The 21,802-nt window shown below is 76.3% G+C and carries 2 protein-coding genes; both read right to left on the bottom strand.

The window, feature by feature from the left end:
- The coding region (locus ACFXAM_RS12485; protein ID WP_380290228.1) for a type I polyketide synthase at positions 1-10,686 on the bottom strand (10,686 nt) is incomplete at its 3' end.
- A gap of 112 nt (positions 10,687-10,798) precedes the next feature.
- Positions 10,799-21,802 (bottom strand): SDR family NAD(P)-dependent oxidoreductase (locus ACFXAM_RS12490; RefSeq protein ID WP_380290230.1); only part of this gene is annotated, 11,004 nt, incomplete at its 5' end.

Below are 21,802 nucleotides of genomic sequence, written 5' to 3' on the forward strand. Positions count from 1 at the left end.
CGGCTCGTCCCCGGCCCGGTCGCCGGGAGATGCCGCCCTGCCCACCGGGGCGGCGGCGCGGCCCCGGCGCGGCCCGTCGAGCAGTTCGGCGCGCAGGTGCCGGCCGAGGGCGCCCGCGGACGGGTGGTCGAACAGCACGGTGGCGGGCAGGCGCACGCCGACCGCGCCGTTCAGCCGGTTGCGCAGTTCGAGCGCGGCGAGCGAGTCGAGGCCCAGTTCGCTGAACGCCCGGTCCGGGTGGATCGCCCCGGCGTCCGGGTGGCCGAGGACGGCGGCGGCGTGGGTGCGCACCAGGTCGACCAGGTGCCGTTCCTGCTCGGCCGCCGGAGCGGAGGCCAGCCGGCGGACCAGCGCGCGTCCGGTGTCCGGGGCCGGGCGCGCCGTCCCGGGCCGGCGGGCGGCCAGCCCGGCCAGGACGGGCGGCAGGTCGTCCCCGCCGAGGCGGCCCGGATCCAGCCGGACCGGCGCCAGGACGGCCTCCGGGCGGGCCAGCGCCGCGTCGAACAGGGCGAGGCCGAGGCCGGCGTCCAGCGGCTCGACGCCGAAGCGGGCCATCCGCTGCCGGTCGGTCGCGCCGAGGCCCGCGGTGAGCGCGCTGTCCTGCTCCCACAGGCCCCACTGCAGCGAGACGGCGGGCAGGCCGAGGGCGCGGCGGCGCTGCGCGAGCGCGTCGAGCACCAGGTTGGCGGCGGAGTAGGCGGCCTGGCCCGGGTTGCCGGTGAGGCCGGCGGCCGAGGAGAAGAGCACGAACGCCCGCAGGTCCAGCCCGGCCGTCAGCTCGTCCAGGTGCAGCGCCGCGACGGCCTTGGGCCGCAGGACGCGCGCCACCCGCTCGGGGGTCAGCGCCGGGAGCAGGCCGTCGTCGACCACGGCCGCCAGGTGGACCACCGCGGCGAGCGGGTGCTCGGCCGGAACGGCCGCGAGGACCCCCGCCAGCGCGGCGCGGTCGGCGACGTCGCAGGCCGCGAAGGTGGCCTGCGCACCGGCCGCGGCGAGCTCGGCCCGCAGCTCCGGTGCTCCGGGGGCGTCGGCGCCGCGCCGGGACACCAGCAGCAGGTGTCGCACGCCGTGCGCCGCGACGAGGTGCCGGGCCACCAGGGCGCCCAGGGCTCCGGTGCCGCCGGTGACCAGCACGGTGCCGCCGTCGGCGAGCTCCGGCGGGGTGGGCGCGGCCGGGAGGGCCGGCGCCCGGCGCAGCCGGGGCACCAGCAGGGCCGCACCGCGCAGCGCGGCCTCGGGCAGGGCGCCGGCCGCGGCGAGCGCGTCGAGCCGGGCGTCGGTGTCCGTGTTGGTGTCGGTGTCGGCGGGTCGGGTGCCGGCGGGGTCGGTGGCCGTCTCCAGGTCGAGGAGCGCGAAGCGGTCGGGGTGCTCCGAGCGGGCGGCCCGGACCAGGCCCCACACCGCGGCGGCGGCCGGGTCCGGCACCTCGGCGCCCTCCACGGCGAGCGCGCCGCGGGTCGTGACCACCAGGCGCGCGGCGGCGAACCGCTCCTCCGCGAGCCAGGCCTGCGCGACGGCGAGCGCCTCCTGCACGGCCGCCCCGACGGCCTCCGGCCCCGCGGCCCGGTCCTGACCGGGCCGGGTGGCGAGCAGGACGGCGTCGGGCAGCGGCGCGCCGTCGGCGACCGCCGCCGCCAGTGCGGCGAGGTCCGGGTACCGGGGGGCGGCGAGCCGGGCCGCGAACGCGGCCGGCTCCGGCTCGTCCCCGCCGCCCACGACCGCCCAGCCCATGGGCGGTTCGACGGCCGGAGCCCGGACCCAGTCCAGGTCGAAGAGGTGCTCGGCGGCGGGCGCGGCTGCCGTCGGGAGCTGGTCCCGGGAGAGCGCGCGCACCGTCAGGGTCTCGACGGAGAGGACGGCCCGGCCGTCCTCGTCCACCGCCGCGACGGCGATCCGGTCGGCGTCCAGCGGCAGCAGGCGCACCCGCAGGGCCCGGACGCCGCCCGCGTGCAGCCGCACGCCGCGCCAGGAGAACGGCAGCCTCACCCGGGTGCCGAGGTCGTCGGCCGCCCCGGCCGCCGCCTCGGTTGCCGCCGGGGTCAGCCCGAGCGGATGCAGGGCCGCGTCGATCAGGGCCGGGTGCAGCCCGAACCGGCCACCGGCCGCCTCCTCGGGGAGGACGATCTCGGCGAACAGCTCGGGGCCGCGCTGCCAGGCCGCCCGCAGCCCGTGGAAGGCCGGGCCGTACCGCACCCCGGCGTCGGCGGCGTCGGCGTACAGCTCGTCCACCTCGACCGGGTCCGCGCCGGCCGGCGGCCAGACGGCGAGCGCCTGCTGCTCCGGGGTGCCCTGGGCGTCCGCGGAGCCCTGGCCGGGCGTCAGCGCACCGGTGGCGTGCAGCGTCCAGGCGCCCTCCGGTCCGGCGGGTCCTTCGGCCCGCTCGGGGCGCGCGTGTACGGTGACCGGCCGCAGGCCGGACGCGTCGGGCACGCCGACGGTGACCTGCACCTGCACCCCCTCAGCCTTCGGCACGGCCAGCGGCGCCACCAGCGTCAGTTCGTCCACGTGCGCGCAGCCGAGCCGGGCGCCGGCGTGCAGCGCGAGTTCGAGGAAGGCCGCCCCGGGCACCAGCACGGTGTCGAGCACCGCGTGGTCGGCGAGCCACGGGTGGGTGTCGAGCGAGAGGCGCCCGGTGAACAGCACGCCGTCGCCGTCCGCGAGGCCGACCACCGCGCCCAGCAGCGGGTGGTCCACCGCGCTCTGCCCCAGGCCGACGGCGTCGCCCGCGCCGGTACCGGCGTCCAGCCAGAAGCGCTGCCGCTCGAACGCGTACGTCGGCAGCTCGCCGGTGCGGCGGCGGGCGGTGGCCGCGTCGACGCCGCTCACCGCCGTCCAGTCGACCGCTCCGCCGCGGACGAACAGCCGGGCCAGCGCCGTCCGGAGGGTCTCGATCCGGTCCCGGTCCCGGTGCTGGGCGGGGACGGTCGCGGTGTCGGTCCCGGCCGTGCACTCCGCGACCATCGGCGTCAGCGCCGCCTCCGGGCCCAGCTCCACGAACACCGAGGCCCCCTCGGCCCGGGCCGCGGCCACCGCGTCCGCGAACCGCACCGGCTCACACACCTGCCGCACCCAGTACTCCGGATCGCACACCTCTGCCGCCGTCGCCATCCGGCCCGTCACATCCGACGCGAACAGGATCGACGGCTCCGACAAGCTGATGCCCGCCACCACCTCCCGCAGCTCCGCCAACACCGGCTCCATCAGCACCGAATGGAACGCATGCGACACCGCCAGCCGCGAGGAGCGCCACCCCCGCTCCCCGCACAGCACCCGCACCTTGTCGACAGCGTCGGCCTCACCCGAGACCACCACCGACGCCGGACCGTTCACCGCCGCGATCCCCGCACGGCCCTCACCCAGCAGGGCCGCGACCTCACCCTCGCTCGCACCCACCGCCAGCATCGCCCCGCCCGACGGCAGTTCACCCATCAACCGGGCCCGCGCCGCCACCAGAGCGACCGCACCCTCCAACGAGAACACCCCCGCCACATACGCCGCCACGATCCCACCCAGCGAATGCCCCAGCACCACCTCCGGCACCGCAACCCACGAACGCCACAACCGGTACAACGCCACCTCGAACGCGAACAACACCGGCTGCACCACACCCGTACCCTCACCGCCCTCCCCCGGCTCCCCCAGCAACACCTCCCGCACCGAGAACGGCACCACCCCCTCGAACGCCCCGCACACCTCGTCCACCGCCGCCGCGAACACCGGGAACGCCGCATACAACTCACGCCCCGCACCCGCACACCGCACCCCCTGACCCGTGAACACCAGCGCGGTCCGTGCCGCGCCGCGCTCCACGGTGCCGGTCACCACGCCGGCGGGTGCGGGCTCGCCGGCCGCCAACGCGGCCAGGCCGGCCGTCAGTTCCGTGCGGTCCCCGCCGAGGACCACCGCCCGGTGCGCCATGGCCGTGCGCCCCGAGGCCAGCACGGCCGCCACCTCGGCGATCCGGGCCTGGGGGTGCTCGGCGGCCCAGTCGCGCAGCCGGGCGGCCTGGGCCCGCAGGCCGGTCGCGGTGCGCGCGGAGACCACCCACGCGGCGGGCGCGTCCTGCTCGGCGAGGGTGTCCTCGCCGACCGCCGCCGGGGCCTGTTCGAGGATCACGTGGGCGTTGGTGCCGCTGATCCCGAAGGAAGACACCCCGGCCCGGCGCGGCCGTCCCGTCTCCGGCCACTCCACCGACTCCGCCAGCAGCTCCACCGCACCCGACGACCAGTCCACGTGCGGCGACGGCGCGTCCACATGCAGCGACTTCGGCACCACCCCGTGCCGCATCGCCATCACCATCTTGATCACACCCGCCACACCCGCCGCCGCCTGGGTGTGCCCGATGTTCGACTTCACCGACCCCAACCACAACGGCTGTTCGGCCGGCCGGTCCTGCCCGTACGCCGCCAGCAACGCCTGCGCCTCGATCGGGTCACCCAGCGTCGTCCCCGTCCCGTGCGCCTCCACCACGTCCACGTCCGCCGCCGCCAGCCCACCGCTCGCCAGCGCCGCCCGGATCACCCGCTCCTGCGACGGCCCGTTCGGCGCCGTCAACCCGTTCGATGCACCGTCCTGGTTCACCGCACTGCCCCGCACCACCGCCAGCACCCGGTGCCCGTGGCGCACCGCGTCCGACAGCCGCTCGACCAGCAGCAGGCCCACGCCCTCGCCCCAGCCGGTCCCGTCCGCCGCCGCCGCGAACGGCTTGCACCGCCCGTCCGCCGCCAGACCGCGCTGACGCGCGAAGTCGACGAAGACGGCGGGCGTCGACATCACGGTCACGCCGCCGGCCAGCGCGAGGTCGCACTCGCCGGCGCGCAGCGCCTGGCAGGCCAGGTGCAGCGAGACCAGCGAGGACGAGCAGGCCGTGTCGACGGTCACCGCCGGGCCCTCCAGCCCGAGGGCGTAGGCGACGCGGCCCGAGGCTACGCTCCCGACGTTGCCGTTGCCGAGGTAGCCCTCCAGCTCGTCCGGCACGCGGTTCAGGCGGGTCGCGTAGTCGTAGTAGATCGCGCCCGCGAACACGCCGGTGCGGCTGCCGCGCAGCGACTCGGGGTCGATGCCCGCGTACTCGATGGTCGCCCAGGAGGCCTCCAGCAGCAGGCGCTGCTGCGGGTCCATCGCCAGCGCCTCGCGCGGCGAGATCCCGAAGAAGGCGGCGTCGAACTCGGCCGCGTCGTCCACGAACCCGCCGGTCCGCACATAGGTGCTGCCCGGGCGCGAGGGGTCGAGGTCGAAGATCCGGTCGATGTCCCAGCCCCGGTCGGCGGGGAAGTCGGTGAGCGCGTCGACGCCCCCGGCGACGAGGTCCCACAACTCCTGCGGGGAGGTCACGCCGCCCGGCAGCCGGCAGCCCATGCCGACGATGGCGATCGGCTCGTCCGGCGCCACCGGCACGGGCCCGGCGGCCGGGCCCGACGGGGCCGGGCCGGCGGTGAGCAGGTCGGCCAGGCGGCCGGCCAGCAGCCTCGGGTTCGGGTAGTCGAAGACCAGTGTCGCGGGCAGGCGCAGGCCGACGGCGCCGCTCAGCCGGTTGCGCAGTTCGAGCCCGGTGAGCGAGTCGAAGCCCAGCTCACGGAACGCCCGTCCCTCCTCGATGCCGTCCTCGTCGCCGTGTCCGAGCACGGCGGCGGCGTGGGCGCACACGGTCCGCACCAGCAGTTGCCGGCGCTCGGCCTCCGGCAGACCGGCCAGCCGGGCCGTCAGCGTGCCCGACCGCGTCCTTCCGCCGGCGGCGGCGCCACGACGGCCGGGCACCCGTGCGAGGTCGCGCAGCAGTGCGGGCACCGCGTCGCCGTCGGCGCGGCGGAGCACGGCGAGGTCCATCCGGACCGGCATGAGGACGGGCTCGGCGCGGTTGACCGCCGCTTCCAGGAGCGCGCAGCCCTGCTCGGCGGAGAGCGGCAGGACGCCGAGGCTCGTCATGCGTCGGCGGTCGGCCGTGCCGAGCCCCGCGGTCATCGCGCTGCCGTCGGCCCACCAGCCCCAGGCGAGCGAGCTCGCGGGCAGGCCGTGGGCGCGGCGGTGGCGGGCGAGGGCGTCGAGGTAGGCGTTGGCCGCCGCGTAGTTGCTCTGGCCGGGGTTGCCGATCAGGCCGGCGGCCGAGGAGAACAGGACGAAGGCGTCGAGGTCGAGGTCGCGGGTGGCCAGGTGCAGGTTCCATGCGGCGTCGGCCTTGGGGCGCAGTACGGCGGCCAGCCGCTCGGGGGTCATGGCCTGGATCACCCCGTCGTCGAGCACCCCGGCCGCGTGGACGACGGCGGTGAGCGGGTGCTCGGCGGGGATCGCGGCGAGCACCCGGCCGAGGGCCTCGCGGTCGGCCGCGTCACAGGCCTCGATGCTCACCTCGGCGCCGAGCCCGGCGAGTTCGGCGGCCAGGGCGCCCGCGCCGGGGGCGTCGGGGCCACGCCGGCCGAGCAGCAGCAGGTGCCGGACGCCGTGCTCGGCGACCAGGTGACGGGCCAGCAGGGCGCCGAGGGTGCCGGTGCCGCCGGTGATCAGGACGGTGCCCTCGGGCGCGGGTGCGAAACCGGTGTCCTCGGGGCGGGCGGCGGCCCGGACCAGGCCGGGGACGAACCCGGCGCCGCCGCGCAGCGCGAGCTGGCTCTCGCCCGAGGCGGCCTGCGCGAGCACGGCCGCCTCGGAGGTGCCGCCGTCGGCGTCGACCAGGACGAAGCGCCCGGGGTGCTCGGCCTGCGCGGAGCGGACCAGGCCCCAGACGGCGGCCGAGGCGAGGTCGGTGGCCTGCTCGCCCGCGCCGACCGCGACCGCGCCGGTGGTCAGCAGGACGAGGCGGGTGTCGGCGGTCCGGGGATCGGCCAGCCAGCGGCCCAGGAGGCCGAGGACGCGCGCGGTGAGCTCGTGCGCCCGCGCCGGTTCCGGATCGTCGGCGGAGGGGACGCGCACGAGCACGGTCTCCGGGAGGCGCTCCTCGGAGTCGCCGAGGAGGGCGGAGGCGTCGTCCAGGTCGACGGTCCGGCCGGACACCGGTCCCGCCGAGAACTCCCTTTCCTTCCAGTGGAGTTCGAAGAGCGAGTCACGCAGCGGCGTGTCGGCGGTCCGCAGCAGTTCGGCCGAGACGGGCCGGACGACCACCGAGCCGATGGAGACGACCGCCCGGCCGTCCTCGTCGTGGGCGCTCAGCGAGATCCCGCCGGCCGCACCCGCCGCCAGCCGCACGCGCAGGGCGCGGCTGTGGCGGATGTCCAGCCGGACGGCCGTCCAGGAGAACGGAAGGCCGGCCCGGAGCGGCGCGTCCGCCTCGCCGCGGACCAGCATCGGGTGCATCGCGGCGTCGAGCAGGGCCGGGTGCAGCGCGAAGCGGTCGGCGTCGGCACCGCCCTCGTCGGGGAGTTCGACCTCGGCGAACAGCTCGGTGCCGCGCCGCCAGACCTGTCGCAGGCCCTGGAACAGCGGGCCGTAGTCGAAGCCTGCCGCCGCCGCGCGCTCGTAGAGGTCGTCGGCGTCGACCGGTACGGATCCGGGCGGCGGCCACTGCTCGGGCGCCGCGTCGTCGGCCGGGGCTTCGCCCGGGCCGACGGGGCCGTCGGGGCCCTCGGCGGCGGCGGTGAGCAGGCCGGTGGCGTGCCGGGTCCAGGGCCGGTCGGCGGGCGCGCTCTCGGGCCGGGAGTGGATGCCGACCGCGCGGGCGCCGTTCTCGTCCGGGTCCTCGACGGTGACCTGGATCCGCACGTCCCCGGTGTCGGAGAGCACGAGCGGGGTGTGCAGGGTGAGCTCGTCCACCACCGGGACACCCGCCTCGGCCCCTGCGCGCAGGGCGAGTTCGAGGAAGGCCGTGCCGGGGACGATGACCGTGCCGAGCACGGCGTGGTCGGCGAGCCACGGGTGGGTGGCGGTGGAGAAGCGGCCGGTCAGGACCGTCCCGGAGCCGTCGGCCAGCTCGACAGCGGCACCCAGCACCGGGTGCGCCACCGCCGACTGGCCCCAGCCGGCGCCGACCACGTCCGTGGCGTCGGGTTCGGCCCAGTAGCGGCGGTGCTGGAAGGCGTAGGTCGGCAGGTCGACGTGCCGGCCGGCGGGGAGCACGGTCGTCCAGTCGACGGGCAGGCCTGCGACGAAGGCGGCCGACAGCGCCGTCACCAGACGGTCGGGACCACCCTCGTGGCGGCGCAGCGTCTCCAGCACCACCGCGCCCGGGACGTCTTCCAGCTGGTCGGCGACCGGGACGACGAGTCCGGGGTGCGGGCTGCACTCCACGAACGTGGTGTGCCCGGCGGCGACCGCGGCCTGCACCGCCATGTCCAGGCGGACGGTGCCGCGCAGGTTGTCGAACCAGTACGAACCCGCCAACCACTCCGGCTCGTCCACCACTTCGCCCGTGACGGTCGAGTACATCGCCACCCGGCCCGCCAACGGCTCTACGGACGAGGAGAGTTCGACGACCTCGTCGCGGACCGCGTCCATGTACGCCGAATGCGAGGCGTAGTCGACGGGGATCCAGCGCGCCCGGATCTCCTCACGCTCACACCGCTCCACCACGGCGGCCAGTGCCTCGACGTCCCCGGACAGCACCACGCTCGACGGCCCGTTCACCGCCGCCAGCGACAACCGCTCATCGTCAGCGACCAGTTCGGCCGCACGCTCGGCGCCGACACCGACGGACAGCATCCCGCCACCCGTCACCCCACGCAGCGCCTGCGAACGCCGCACCACCACACGAACCGCATCCTCCAACGACAGCAACCCCGCCACATGGGCCGCAGCAATCTCACCCTGCGAATGCCCAATCACAGCGGTAGGCCGTATCCCGCACGACTCCCACCAACGGGCCAGACCCACCATCACCGCGAACAGCACCGGCTGGACCACATCCACCCGCTCCAGCAGAGCGCCCGAACCGTCGCGCAACACCTCCAGCAACGACCAGTCCGTCAGCGGATCCATCACCCCCGCGCACTCCTCCACGGCGGCGGCGAACACCGCTGAGGTGTCGAGGAGTTCGGCCGCCATCCCCGCCCACTGCGAGCCCTGACCCGGGAACACGAACACCGCACCCGAACCCGACACGGCAGCCGACTCGCCCCCGGCCACCTCACCCAGCCGGTCCACCAACTCCGCCACCGTCCGCCCGGACACCACAGCCCGGTGCTCGAACACCGACCGGCCCGTCACCAGCGACCGGCCGACATCCACCGGGTCGACCCCGGGATGCGCCACCGCCCACTCCCGCAGCCGCTCGGCCTGCGCACGCAGGGCCGCACCCGACCGGGCCGACACCACCCACGGCACGACCCCGCCGACCGGCTCGGCCGCCTCGGCCGCCGCCGGAAGCTCCGCCTCCGGCGCCTCCTCCAGCACCACGTGCGCATTGGTGCCGCTCGCGCCGAACGACGAGACGGCGGCGCGGCGCGGGCGCTCCGAGCGCGGCCAGGCCACCGGCTCGGTCAGCAGCCGGACGTTGCCGGTCGCCCAGTCGATGTCCGGCGAGGGCGCGTCGATGTGCAGGGTGCGCGGCAACTCCTGGTGCCGCAGCGCCATGACCGTCCTGATCACACCCGCCACGCCCGCCGCGGCCTGGGTGTGCCCGATGTTCGACTTCACCGAACCGAGCCACAGCGGCCGGTCCTCGGGACGGCCCCGCCCGTAGGTCGCCAGCAGAGCCTGCGCCTCGATCGGGTCACCCAGCGGGGTGCCGGTGCCGTGCGCCTCCACCGTGTCCACGTCGCGCGCGGCCAGGCCGGCGGCCTCCAGGGCCGCCCGGATCACCCGCTCCTGCGACGGGCCGTTCGGCGCCGTCAGCCCGTTGGACGCGCCGTCCTGGTTCACCGCACTGCCGCGCACCACGGCGAGGACGGGGTGCCCGTGGCGCACCGCGTCCGACAGGCGCTCGACCACCAGCAGGCCCGCCCCGTCCGCGGGGCCGAAGCCGTCGGCCGCCGCCGAGAACGGCTTGCAGCGGCCGTCCGGGGCGAGGCCCCGTTGCCGGCTGAAGTTGACGAAGGTCTCCGGGGTGCACATCACGGTGGCGCCGCCGGCGAGCGCGAGGTCGCACTCCCCCGCGCGCAGCGCGCCGACCGCCAGGTGCAGTGCGACCAGCGCCGAGGAGCACGCCGTGTCCACCGTGACCGCCGGCCCCTCCAGGCCGAGGACGTAGGACACCCGGCCGGCGAGCAGACTGGCGGCGTTCGCCATGCCCAGCGTGCCGTCCCGCCCCTTCGCCGTCCGGGCGAGCACGGTGGTGTAGTCGAGCCAGTTGATCCCGGTGTACACGCCGGTGCGGCTGCCGCGCAGGGTGCCCGGGTCGATGCCGGCCCGCTCCACCGCCTCCCAGGAGATCTCCAGCAGCAGGCGCTGCTGCGGGTCCATGGCCAGCGCCTCGCGCGGCGAGATCCCGAAGAAGCCGGCATCGAAGTCGGCCGCGTCGTGCAGGAACCCGCCCTCACGGACGTACGCCGTGCCGGGGGCGTCGGGGTCGGGGTCGTACAGGGCCTCCAGGTCCCAGCCCCGGTCGGTCGGGAAGGCGCCGATCGCGTCGCCGCCGCCCGCCACGAACTCCCACAGCTGCTCCGGCGTCGACAGCCCGCCCGGGAAGCGACAGGCCATGCCCACGATCGCGATCGGCTCGCGGCCCCGCTCCTCCAGCTCCCGGACCCGCCGGTGCGCGTCCCGCGCGTCGGCGACGGCCCGCTTGAGGTAGGACCGCAGCTTCTCTTCCGACTCGGCCACGTCTACTCCGACTCCTCGATCGAACGGTCGTTGTCGCTGGTCTGGTGCTGGTACTGGTGCTGGTACTGGTGCTGCTGCCGGTCCCACGGCGGGCCCGGGTGGGTCCGCGGCCTCACTCGAACCCCTGGTCGACGAGGGAGAACAGCTCGTCGTCGGTGGCCGACCCGAGGTCGTCCTCGTCCGTTCCGTCGGCGCCGTCGTCCGGCGCCCCGCACAGCGCCAGCAGCTCGCGCAGGCGTTCGGCGATCCGGTCGCGGGCCCCGTCCTCGGCCAGGAGTGCCGGGAGCGCCTCGTGCAGCCGGTCCAGGTCGGCGAGTACCGGGGTGGCCGCCGAGGATTCCTCGGCGAGCCGCGCCAGCACGTGGCGGGCCAGGCTCACCGGGTTCGGGAAGTCGAAGACCAGGGTCGAGCGCAGGTGCACCCCGGTGGCGCGCACCAGGCGCTTCCGCAGTTCGACCGCCATCAGCGAGTCGAAGCCGACCTCCTTGAACGCCCGCTCCGGCCCGACCTCGTCGGCGCCCGGGTGCCCGAGGACGGCGGCCGCCACCGTCCTGACGAGCGTGACCAGTTCGTGCTCGCGCTCCTCCTCGGACAGCGCCGCCAGCCGCTGTCGCAGGGCGTCGGCCCCCGGGGTCCCGGGGGCCTGGGCACCACCGGCCGCGCGGCGCACCTCCAGGGCACGGAGCAGCTGCCGCAGCGGACCGCGCACGGTCTCCGGGCGGGTGCGCAGGGCCGCGCGGTCGGGCCGGGCGAGCACCAGTCCCGGCCCGGCCGCACGCAGCGCCTCGTCGAACAGCACGAGCGCCTCGGCCTCCGTCACCTCCAGCAGTCCTTCCTGGAGTTCGGCCTCGGCCCCGCCGGCTCCGGTGGGCCCCCAGGCGAGCGCGGCGGCGGGCAGGCCTTCGGCGTGCCGGGCGGCGGCCAGCGCCTCGGCGAAGGCGGCGGCCGCGGTGGCCGCAGGCGGTTCGGGGGCACCGGTCTGGCCGCTCGCCGGGGAGAGCGTCACGAGCGACGCGCCCGGATGCGCGGCGAGCAGTCCGGCGAGGGCCAGGCTCGTCCCGACGTCCGGCTCCGCTTCGTCGCGGGCCGCACCGGCCACCGCGAGCAGCACGCCGGCCACCGGGTGCCCGGCGACGGCCGCGTCCAGCGCGGTGCGCAGCCCGTCGTGGTCGCCGGGCGTCCAGCCGACCACCTCGGCCTCGGCTCCCGCCCCGGCCAGCCGCTCCGCCAGCCGGTGCACGGCGTCGATGCCCGTGCCGCCGCCCGGCAGCAGGACCAGGCGACGGACGCCGTGGGCCGCGACCAGGTGTCCCGCCAGCGCGCCGGCCAGCGGGATGTCCGCGCCGCCGATCAGCACCGTGCCACCGCCCGCGCCCCACGGCTCGACCGGGGCGACGTGGCTCGCCACCGCCGCCCCGGCCAGGGCCGGGGCGAGCAGCCGTCCGCCGCGCACGGCGAGCCTCGGTTCGCCGGCGGACACCACCGCGGGCAGTGCGGCGACAGAGGCCGGGTCGCCGTCCACGTCGGCCAGCAGGATCCGGTCCGGGTGCGCGGCCTGGAGCGCGCACACCGCGCCCCAGGCGGCCGCCCGGGCCGGGTCGGGCACCCGGTCCCCGTCCGCGGTGAGGACGGCCTGCCGGGTCACCAGCAGGAGCCTGCTGTCCGCCGGCCCCGGTTCGGCCGCCCACGCCGCGACCTGGGCCGCCGCGAGCGAGATCCGGCGGAATGCCGCGGCGGTCGGCTCGGCGTCCGAGTCCAGGGCGGTCGCGGCGAGCACGACGGTGTCGGGCGCCGGCGAGCCGGCCGCGACGGCGGCGGCGAGGGCCGCCACGGTCGCGTACCGGGCCTCCGGGTCGAATCCGTCGAGGGTGTCGAGGACGTCGGGGGTGTCGGGGGTGTCCGCCGCGCCGAGCACGGCGAGACGTCCGGGCACGGCGCGGCCCGGCGCGTCCGCGTCCCACGCCGACCAGGTCAGGCGCAGCAGCGCGTCCCGCTGCGGACCGCCGGCCGCGCGCAGCTGCTCGGCGGAGACCGGGCGCACGGTCAGCGACTCGACCACCGCGACCGGACGGCCCGCCGCGTCCGCGACACGCATCGACACCGCGCCCTCCCCGCCCGGGGTCAGCCGGACCCGCAGGCCGACCGGACCGTTGCCGGAGAAGCGGACACCGTGCCAGGAGAAGGCGACCCGGACGTCCTCGTCCTCGTCGGCGCCCGCGCGGAGCGTCTGGATCCCCGCGTCGAGCAGGGCCGGGTGCACGGCGAAGCCGGCCGCCTCGCGCTCGTGTTCGGCGGGGAGCCCGACCTCGGCGAACAGGTCGTCACCGAGCCGCCAGGCGGCCCGCAGGCCCCGGAAGGCGGGGCCGTAGTCGACGCCCGAGAGCGCCAGGCGCTCGTAGAAGTCGTCCACGTCCAACGGTGCGGCACCGGTCGGCGGCCAGCTCGCCCACGCGGGGTCGGCGTCGTCGGCATCCGCCCCCTCCAGCAGCGTGCCCTCCGCGTGCCGGGTCCACGGCTGGTCGGCGGGCGCGTGCTCGGGCCGGGAGTGGATGCCGACCGCGCGGGCGCCGGTCCCGTCCGGCGCACCCACGACGACCTGGATCCGCAGCGCTTCGGCATCCGGCAGCACGAGCGGCGTGTGCAGGGTCAGCTCCTCGACGGTGGGACTGCCCACCTCGCGGCCCGCCCAGGCCGCCAGCTCGACGAAGAGCGTCCCCGGCACGATCGCCGTGCCCAGGACGACGTGGTCGGCGAGCCACGGGTGAGCCGCGGCGGAGAGGCGACCGGTGAACAGCACGGTGCCGTCGTGGGCCGAGCTGACCGCCGCGCCCAGCAGCGGGTGCCCGGCGGAGGCGAGCCCGAGCCCGGCCGGGTCGCCTGCCCGGACACCCTGGTCGAGCCAGTAGCGGCGGTGTTGGAAGGCGTAGGTCGGCAGGTCGACGTGCCGGCCGGCGGGGAGCAGGGTCGTCCAGTCGACGGGCAGGCCCGCGACGAAGGCGGCCGACAGCGCCGTCACCAGACGGTCGGGACCACCCTCGTGGCGGCGCAGCGTCTCCAGGACCACGGCGCCCGGGACGTCTTCCAGCTGGTCGGCGACCGGGACCACCAGTCCGGGGTGCGGGCTGCACTCCACGAACGTGGTGTGCCCGGCGGCGACGGCAGCCTCCACCGCCGCGTCCAGGCGGACGGTGCCGCGCAGGTTGTCGAACCAGTACGAACCCGCCAACCGCTCCGGCTCGTCCACCACCTCACCCGTGACGGTCGAGTACATCGCCACCCGGCCCGCCAACGGGCTCACCGAAGACGACAGTTCGACGACCTCGTCACGGACCGCGTCCATGTACGCCGAATGCGAGGCGTAGTCGACGGGGATCCAGCGCGCCCGGATCCCCTCACGCTCACACCGCTCCACCACGGCGGCCAGTGCCTCGACGTCCCCGGACAGCACCACGCTCGACGGCCCGTTCACCGCCGCCAGCGACAACCGCTCATCATCAGCGACCAGTTCGGCCGCACGCTCGGCACCCACGCCCACGGACAGCATCCCGCCACCCGTCACCCCACGCAGCGCCTGCGAACGCCGCACCACCACACGAACCGCATCCTCCAACGACAGCAACCCCGCCACATGGGCCGCAGCAATCTCACCCTGCGAATGCCCAATCACAGCGGCAGGCCGTATCCCGCACGACTCCCACCAACGGGCCAGACCCACCATCACCGCGAACAGCACCGGCTGGACCACATCCACCCGCTCCAGCAGAGCGCCCGAACCGTCGCGCAACACCTCCAGCAACGACCAATCCGTCAGCGGATCCATCACCCCCGCACACTCCTCCACGGCGGCGGAGAACACCGCTGAGGTGTCGAGGAGTTCGGCCGCCATCCCCGCCCACTGCGACCCCTGACCCGGGAACACGAACACCGCACCCGGCTCCTCGGTCCGCCCGGCCACCGGCAGGGACTCCGTCCCCCACTCGCCGAGCCGGTCCACGAGCTCGGGCAGGGCCCGCCCGGCGACGACCGCGCGGTGCTCGAACACCGCCCGGCCCGTCACCAGCGACCGGCCCACGTCCACCGGGTCGACCCCGGGATGCGCCACCGCCCACTCCCGCAGCCGTTCCACCTGCTCCCGCAGCGCCGCACCGGACCGGGCCGACACCACCCACGGCACGACCCCGCCGGCCGGCTCCGGCGCCGCCGGAGGCTCCGCCTCCGACGCCGCCTCCAGCACCACGTGCGCATTGGTGCCGCTGATCCCGAAGGAGGACACCGCAGCCCGGCGCGGCCGGCCGGTCTCCGGCCACTCCGCCGCCTCGGTCAGCAGCTCGACGGCACCCTCCGACCAGTCCACGTGCGACGAGGGCGCGTCCACGTGCAGCGTCCGCGGCAGCACGCCGTGCCGCAGCGCCAGCACCATCTTGATCACACCCGCCACACCCGCCGCCGCCTGGGCATGGCCGATGTTGGACTTCACCGACCCCAGCCGCAGCGGCCGTTCGGCCGGCCGGTCCTGCCCGTAGGTCGCCAGCAACGCCTGCGCCTCGATCGGGTCACCCAGCGTCGTCCCCGTCCCGTGCGCCTCCACCACGTCCACGTCCGCCGTGGACAGACCCGCGTTGGCGAGCGCCGCCCGGATCACCCGCTGCTGGGCGGGCCCGTTGGGCGCGGACAGCCCGTTGGACGCACCGTCCTGGTTCACCGCACTGCCCCGCACCACCGCCAGCACCCGGTGCCCGTGGCGGCGTGCGTCCGAGAGGCGCTCCAGCAGGACCAGCCCGACGCCCTCGCCGGCGCCCATGCCGTCGGCCGCCTCCGAGAACGCCTTGCAGCGGCCGTCCGGGGACAGTCCGCGCTGGCGCGAGAACTCGACGAAGAACTCGGGCGTCGACATGACCGTCACCCCGCCCGCGAGCGCGAGGTCGCACTCCCCCGAGCGCAGCGCGCCCGCCGCCAGGTGCAACGCGACCAGCGACGACGAGCACGCCGTGTCGATGCTCACCGCCGGGCCCTCCAGCCCCAGCGCGTACGCGACCCGGCCGGAGGCGATGCTGCTCGCGCTGCCGTAGCCGACGTAGCCCTCGACCTCCTCCGGCACGCGGTCGAGGCGCGAGCCGTAGTCGTTGTCGATGACACCGGCGAAGATCCCGGTCCGGCTGCCGCGCAGCGAGCCGGGGTCGATGCCGGCCCGCTCCACCGCCTCCCAGGAGGCCTCCAGCAGCAGGCGCTGCTGCGGGTCCATCGCCAGTGCCTCGCGCGGCGAGATCCCGAAGAACTCGGCGTCGAAGTCCGCCACACCGGACAGGAACCCACCACGGCGCACATAGCTCCTCCCGGACGCCTCCGGGTCGGGGTCGAAGAGCCCCGCCACGTCCCAGCCGCGATCACCCGGGAAGTCCCCGATCGCATCGCCACCCGCGGTCACCAGCTCCCAGAGGTCCTCGGGCGAGGCGACACCACCGGGGAAACGGCAGCCCATGCCGACGATCACGACCGGATCACCGTCGGTGCCCGCGCCGGCGGCCGGGGCGGGCACGGGGGCCGCCGCCCGCTCGTCCGGTCCGGCGGAGCCGGTCAGCCGTTCCAGCAGGTGGCCGGCGAGCCGGGCCGGGGTCGGGTGGTCGAAGACCAGGGTGGACGGCAGCCGCAGACCGGTGACGCCGTTGAGCCGGTTGCGCAGCTCGACACCGGTCAGCGAGTCGAAGCCCAGCTCCTTGAAGGCGCGGGTCGCGTGCACCGCGTCGGCCGACCGGTGGCCCAGCGCGCCCGCGGCCTCGGTCCGGACGACCTCCAGCAGCGCCCGCTCGCGGTCGGCGGCCGCCAGGGCGGCGATCCGGGCGGCCAGTGGTGCCGCGTCCGGCTGCCGGTCGCGGCGGCGGGTGGCCCCGCCCAGCAGGTCGCCGAACAGCGCGGGAGCGGCGGCCGCACGGGCGCGGATCGCCCGGAGGTCCAGGTGCGCGGGCACCAGGGTCGCGCCGGGTTCGGCGAGCGCGAGGTCGAACAGGCTCAGCGCCTCCTCGGCCGGCATCGCGACCGCGCCGGTCCGTGCCCACCGGGCGAGGTCGGCCTCGCTCAGCCGCCCGCCCATGCCCCGGGTCCCGGCCCACAGGCCCCAGGCGAGGGAGATCGCCGGCAGGCCGAGCGCCCGGCGGTGCTGCGCCAGGCCGTCCAGGAAGGCGTTGGCGGCCGCGTAGTTGCCCTGGCCCGGGCCGCCGAAGGTGGTCGCTCCGGAGGAGAAGAGCACGAAGGCGGCGAGCTTGGCGTCCCGGGTGAGCTCGTGCAGGTGGTGGGCCCCGTCGGCCTTCGGGCGCAGCGAGCGGTCCAGGTGGCCGGGCGTCAGGGTCTCCACCAGCCCGTCGTCGACGATGCCCGCGGTGTGGACCACGGCGGTCAGCGGGTGCTCGTCGGGCACCCGCGCCAGTGCCTCGGCCAGGGCGTCGCGGTCGGCGAGGTCGCAGGCCAGCAGGGTGGCCTCGGCGCCCAGCGCGGCGAGGTCGGCGAGCAGTGCGGCGGCGTCCGGCGCGGCGGTGCCACGGCGGGACAGCAGCAGGAGCCGGCGCACACCGTGACCGGTCACCAGGTGCCGTGCGACGAGCGCGCCCAGGCCGCCGGTGGCGCCGGTGACCAGGACGGTGCCCTCCGGGTCGAGCCCGCCGTCGGCGGCCGGCGGCGGGGTCGCGCGGACCAGCCGGGGCACCAGCAACGTCCCCTCGCGGACGGCCAGTTGCGGCTCCGATACGGCCAGCGCCGACGGCCATCGGGCGAGCGAGGCCTCGTCGCCGTCGAGGTCGATCAGGGTGAAGCGGCCGGGGTGCTCCGACTGCGCCGAGCGCACCAGGCCCCAGACGGCGGCGGCCGCGACATCGGCGACCGGCTCGTCCGCACGTGCGGCGAGCGCGCCGGTCGTCACGACGACCAGGCGGGCGCCGTCGAAGCGGTCCTGCGCCAACCAGTCCTGGAGTACGCCGAGCACCGTGCCCAGCAGCCGGCGGGTCCGGGCGGGGACGTCCTCCCCGGCCTCGGGCGCCACCGGGACGTGCAGCACGACCGTGGCGGGCACGGCCCCGTCGGCGGCGGCGGTCGCGGCGAGGTCCTCGAACCGGGCGTCCGGGCGGTGCTCCTCGGCCAGGCGCACGGCCGGACCGGGCGCGGCCGCGCCTTCGGCCGCGCCGAGCAGTGCCCATGGCTGTACGGGCCCGGAGTCGGGCTCGGCCGCCCGCCACTCCACCCGGAACAGCGCGTCGCGGTGCGAGGGGCCGGCCGGGCGCAGTTGCTCCGCCGTGACGGGGCGAACGGTGAGTGCCGCCACCGACGCGACGCCCGTCCCCGTGTCGTCCGCCAGGTGCAACGACGCCGCGTCCGCCCCGGTCGGCGACAGCCGGACACGCAGGCGGGAGACGCCCTCGGCGGGCCTCGGCCCGGCGGCCGACCGGACGCCGCGCCAGGCGAAGGCCACCCGCGCTACGGCCGTCGGGCCGGCGGGCCCGTCCGGCTCGCGGGCTGCCGCCAGCGCATGGAGGGCGGCGTCCAGCAGGGCGGGGTGCAGCGCGAAGCGATCGGTCTGCGCGTCGGCCTCCATGGGGAGTTCGACCTCGGCGAAGATCTCCTCGCCGCGCCGCCAGGCGGCCCGCAGGCCCTGGAACACCGGGCCGTAGTCGAAGCCGGCGGCGCCCAGCCGCTCGTACGCGCCATCGGTCGCGACGGGTGCGGCACCCGGCGGCGGCCAGGCGGCGAGGTCCGGCGCGCCGACGTCGGCCCCCTCGGCCGGGACGACCAGCGTTCCGGTGGCGTGCCGGGTCCAGGGCTGATCGGCGGGCGCGTGCTCGGGCCGGGAGTGGACGCCGACCGCCCTGGCACCGGACCCGTCCGGAGCGCCGACGGAGACCTGGAGCTGGACGCCGCCCGCCTCGGGCAGCACCAGCGGTGCGGGCAGGGCGAGTTCCTCGATCTCGCCGTAGCCGACCCGGTCTCCGGCCCAGAGGGCGAGCTCCACGAACAGCGTGCCGGGGACGATGACCGTGCCGAGTACGGCATGGTCGGCGAGCCACGGGTGGGTGGCGGTGGAGAGCCGGCCGGTCAGGACCGTCCCGGAGCCGTCGGCCAGCTCGACGGCGGCGCCCAGCACCGGATGGTCGACGGCGAGTTGGCCGCGACCGGCCCCGGAGGATCCCGCGTCGGCGGCCGTCACCCAGAAGCGCTCGCGCTGGAACGGGTAGGTCGGCAGGTCGGCCCGGGGGCCGGTGGGGAGCAGGGTGCTCCAGTCGACGGGCAGGCCTGCGACGAAGGCGGCCGACAACGCGGTTACCAGACGGTCGGGACCACCCTCGTGGCGGCGCAGGGTCTCCAGGACCACGGCGCCCGGGACGTCTTCCAGCTGGTCGGCGACCGGGACGACAAGTCCGGGGTGCGGGCTGCACTCCACGAACGTGGTGTGCCCGTCCGCGACCGCGGCCTGCACCGCCTCGTCGAGGCGGACGGTGCCGCGCAGGTTGTCGAACCAGTACGAACCCGCCAACCGCTCCGGCTCGTCCACCACCTCACCCGTGACGGTCGAGTACATCGCCACCCGGCCCGCCAACGGCTCTACGGACGAGGACAGTTCGACGACCTCGTCACGGACCGCGTCCATGTACGCCGAATGCGAGGCGTAGTCGACGGGGATCCAGCGCGCCCGGATCTCCTCGCGCTCACACTGCTCCACCACGGCGGCCAGTGCCTCGACATCGCCCGAGAGGACCACGCTCGACGGACCGTTCACCGCCGCCAGCGACAACCGCTCATCATCGGCGACGAGTTCGGCCGCACGATCGGCGCCGACACCGACGGACAGCATCCCGCCACCCGTCACCCCACGCAGCGCCTGCGAACGCCGCACCACCACACGAACCGCATCCTCCAGGGACAACAGCCCCGCCACATGCGCCGCGGCGATCTCACCCTGCGAATGCCCAATCACAGCGGCAGGCCGTATCCCGCACGACTCCCACCAACGGGCCAGACCCACCATCACCGCGAACAGCACCGGCTGAACCACATCCACCCGCTCCAGCAGGACGCCCGAACCGTCGTCCAGTACCTCCAGCAACGACCAGTCCGTCAGCGGATCCATCACCCCCGCACACTCCTCCACGGCAGCGGAGAACACCGCTGAGGTGTCGAGGAGTTCAGCCGCCATCCCGACCCACTGCGACCCCTGACCCGGGAACACGAACACCGCACCCGAACCCGACACAGCAACCGGCCCACCCCCGGCCACCTCACCCAGCCGGTCCACCAACTCCGCCACCGTCCGCCCGGACACCACAGCCCGGTGCTCCAGCGCCGCCCGCCCCGAAGCGAGCGTCCGCGCCACCGCCACCGGATCGGCCCCCGGACGGTCCGCCAGCCAACCACCCAACCGCAACGCCTGCGCACGCAGCGCCGCGCCGGACCCCGCCGACAGCACCCAGGGGACGACCCCACCGGTCTCGGCCGGCGCATCGCTCCCGGCGACCCCGGCCGGGGCCTCCTCCAGGATCACGTGCGCATTGGTGCCGCTGATCCCGAACGAGGACACCCCGGCCCGACGGACCCGCTCACCACCCGCCGGCCACGGCACCTCGTCCGTCAGCAGTTCCACGGCGCCGGCCGACCAGTCCACGTGCGGCGACGGTTCGTCCACGTGCAGCGTCCTCGGCAGCACGCCGTGCCGCATCGCCATCACCATCTTGATCACACCCGCCACACCCGCCGCCGCCTGGGTGTGCCCGATGTTCGACTTCACCGACCCCAACCGCAACGGCTCACCGGCCCGCTCGCGCCCGTACGTCGCCTGGAGTGCCTGCGCCTCGATCGGGTCACCCAGCGCCGTGCCCGTCCCGTGCGCCTCCACCACGTCCACGTCCGCCGCAGCCAGCCCACCACTCGCCAGCGCCGCCCGGATCACCCGCTCCTGCGACGGCCCGTTCGGCGCCGTCAGCCCGTTGGACGCGCCGTCCTGGTTCACCGCCGAGCCCCGCACCACCGCCAGCACCCGGTGCCCGTGGCGCACCGCGTCCGACAGCCGCTCGACCAGCAGCAGGCCCACGCCCTCCGCCGCGCCCATGCCGTCGGCCGCCGCGGCGAAGGCCTTGCTCCGGCCGTCCGGGGACAGTCCGCGCTGGCGGGAGAACTCCACGAAAAAGTCCGGGGTGGACATCGCCGTCACCCCGCCGGCGAGGGCGAGGTCGCACTCCCCCGCGCGCAGCGCGCCGACCGCCAGGTGCAGCGCGACCAGCGACGACGAGCACGCCGTGTCCACCGTCAGCGCCGGGCCCTCCAGCCCGAAGGTGTAGGCGACGCGGCCCGAGGCGACGCTCGTGGCGTTGCCGGTGAGCACGTGGCCCTCGACGCCGGCCGGCATCCCGCCCGTCGCGTAGTCGTGCCCGGCCATCCCGGCGAACACGCCGGTCCGGCTGCCGCGCAGCGAGCGCGGGTCGAGGCCGGCCCGCTCGAAGGTCTCCCACGCCGTCTCCAGCAGCAGGCGCTGCTGCGGGTCCATGGCCAGTGCCTCGCGCGGCGAGATCCCGAAGAACTCGGCGTCGAAGTCCGCCACGCCGGACAGGAATCCGCCACGGCGCACGTAGCTCTTCCCCGACGCCGCCGGGTCGGGGTCGAAGAGTCCCGCCACGTCCCACCCACGGTCATCCGGGAAGTCTCCGATCGCGTCACCGCCGGTGGTGACCAGCTCCCAGAGGTCCTCGGGCGAGGCGACACCGCCGGGGAAGCGGCAACCCATCGCGACGATCGCCACCGGTTCGTCGGCACGGACCGCCGTGCTCGCGGCGGGCGGCGGCACCACGGGCACGGGGTCGCCCTGGGCGGCCGCGGCGAGGAAGCCCGCGAGCCGGGCCGGGGTCGGGTGGTCGAAGACCAGGGTGGACGGCAGCCGCAGACCGGTGACGCCGTTCAGCCGGTTGCGCAGCTCGACACCGGTCAGCGAGTCGAAGCCGAGATCCTTGAAGGCCGTCTCGGGGCGCACGCTCTCCGCCGAGTCGTGGCCGAGCACCACCGCCGCCTCCGTCCGCACCAGGCGCAGCGCGAGGTCGACGCGTTCCTCGGCCGAGGCGCCGGCCAGCCGGCGGGCCCACGGCAGGGC

Source organism: Kitasatospora sp. NPDC059462, assembly GCF_042749955.1.
Classification (GTDB): domain Bacteria; phylum Actinomycetota; class Actinomycetes; order Streptomycetales; family Streptomycetaceae; genus Kitasatospora.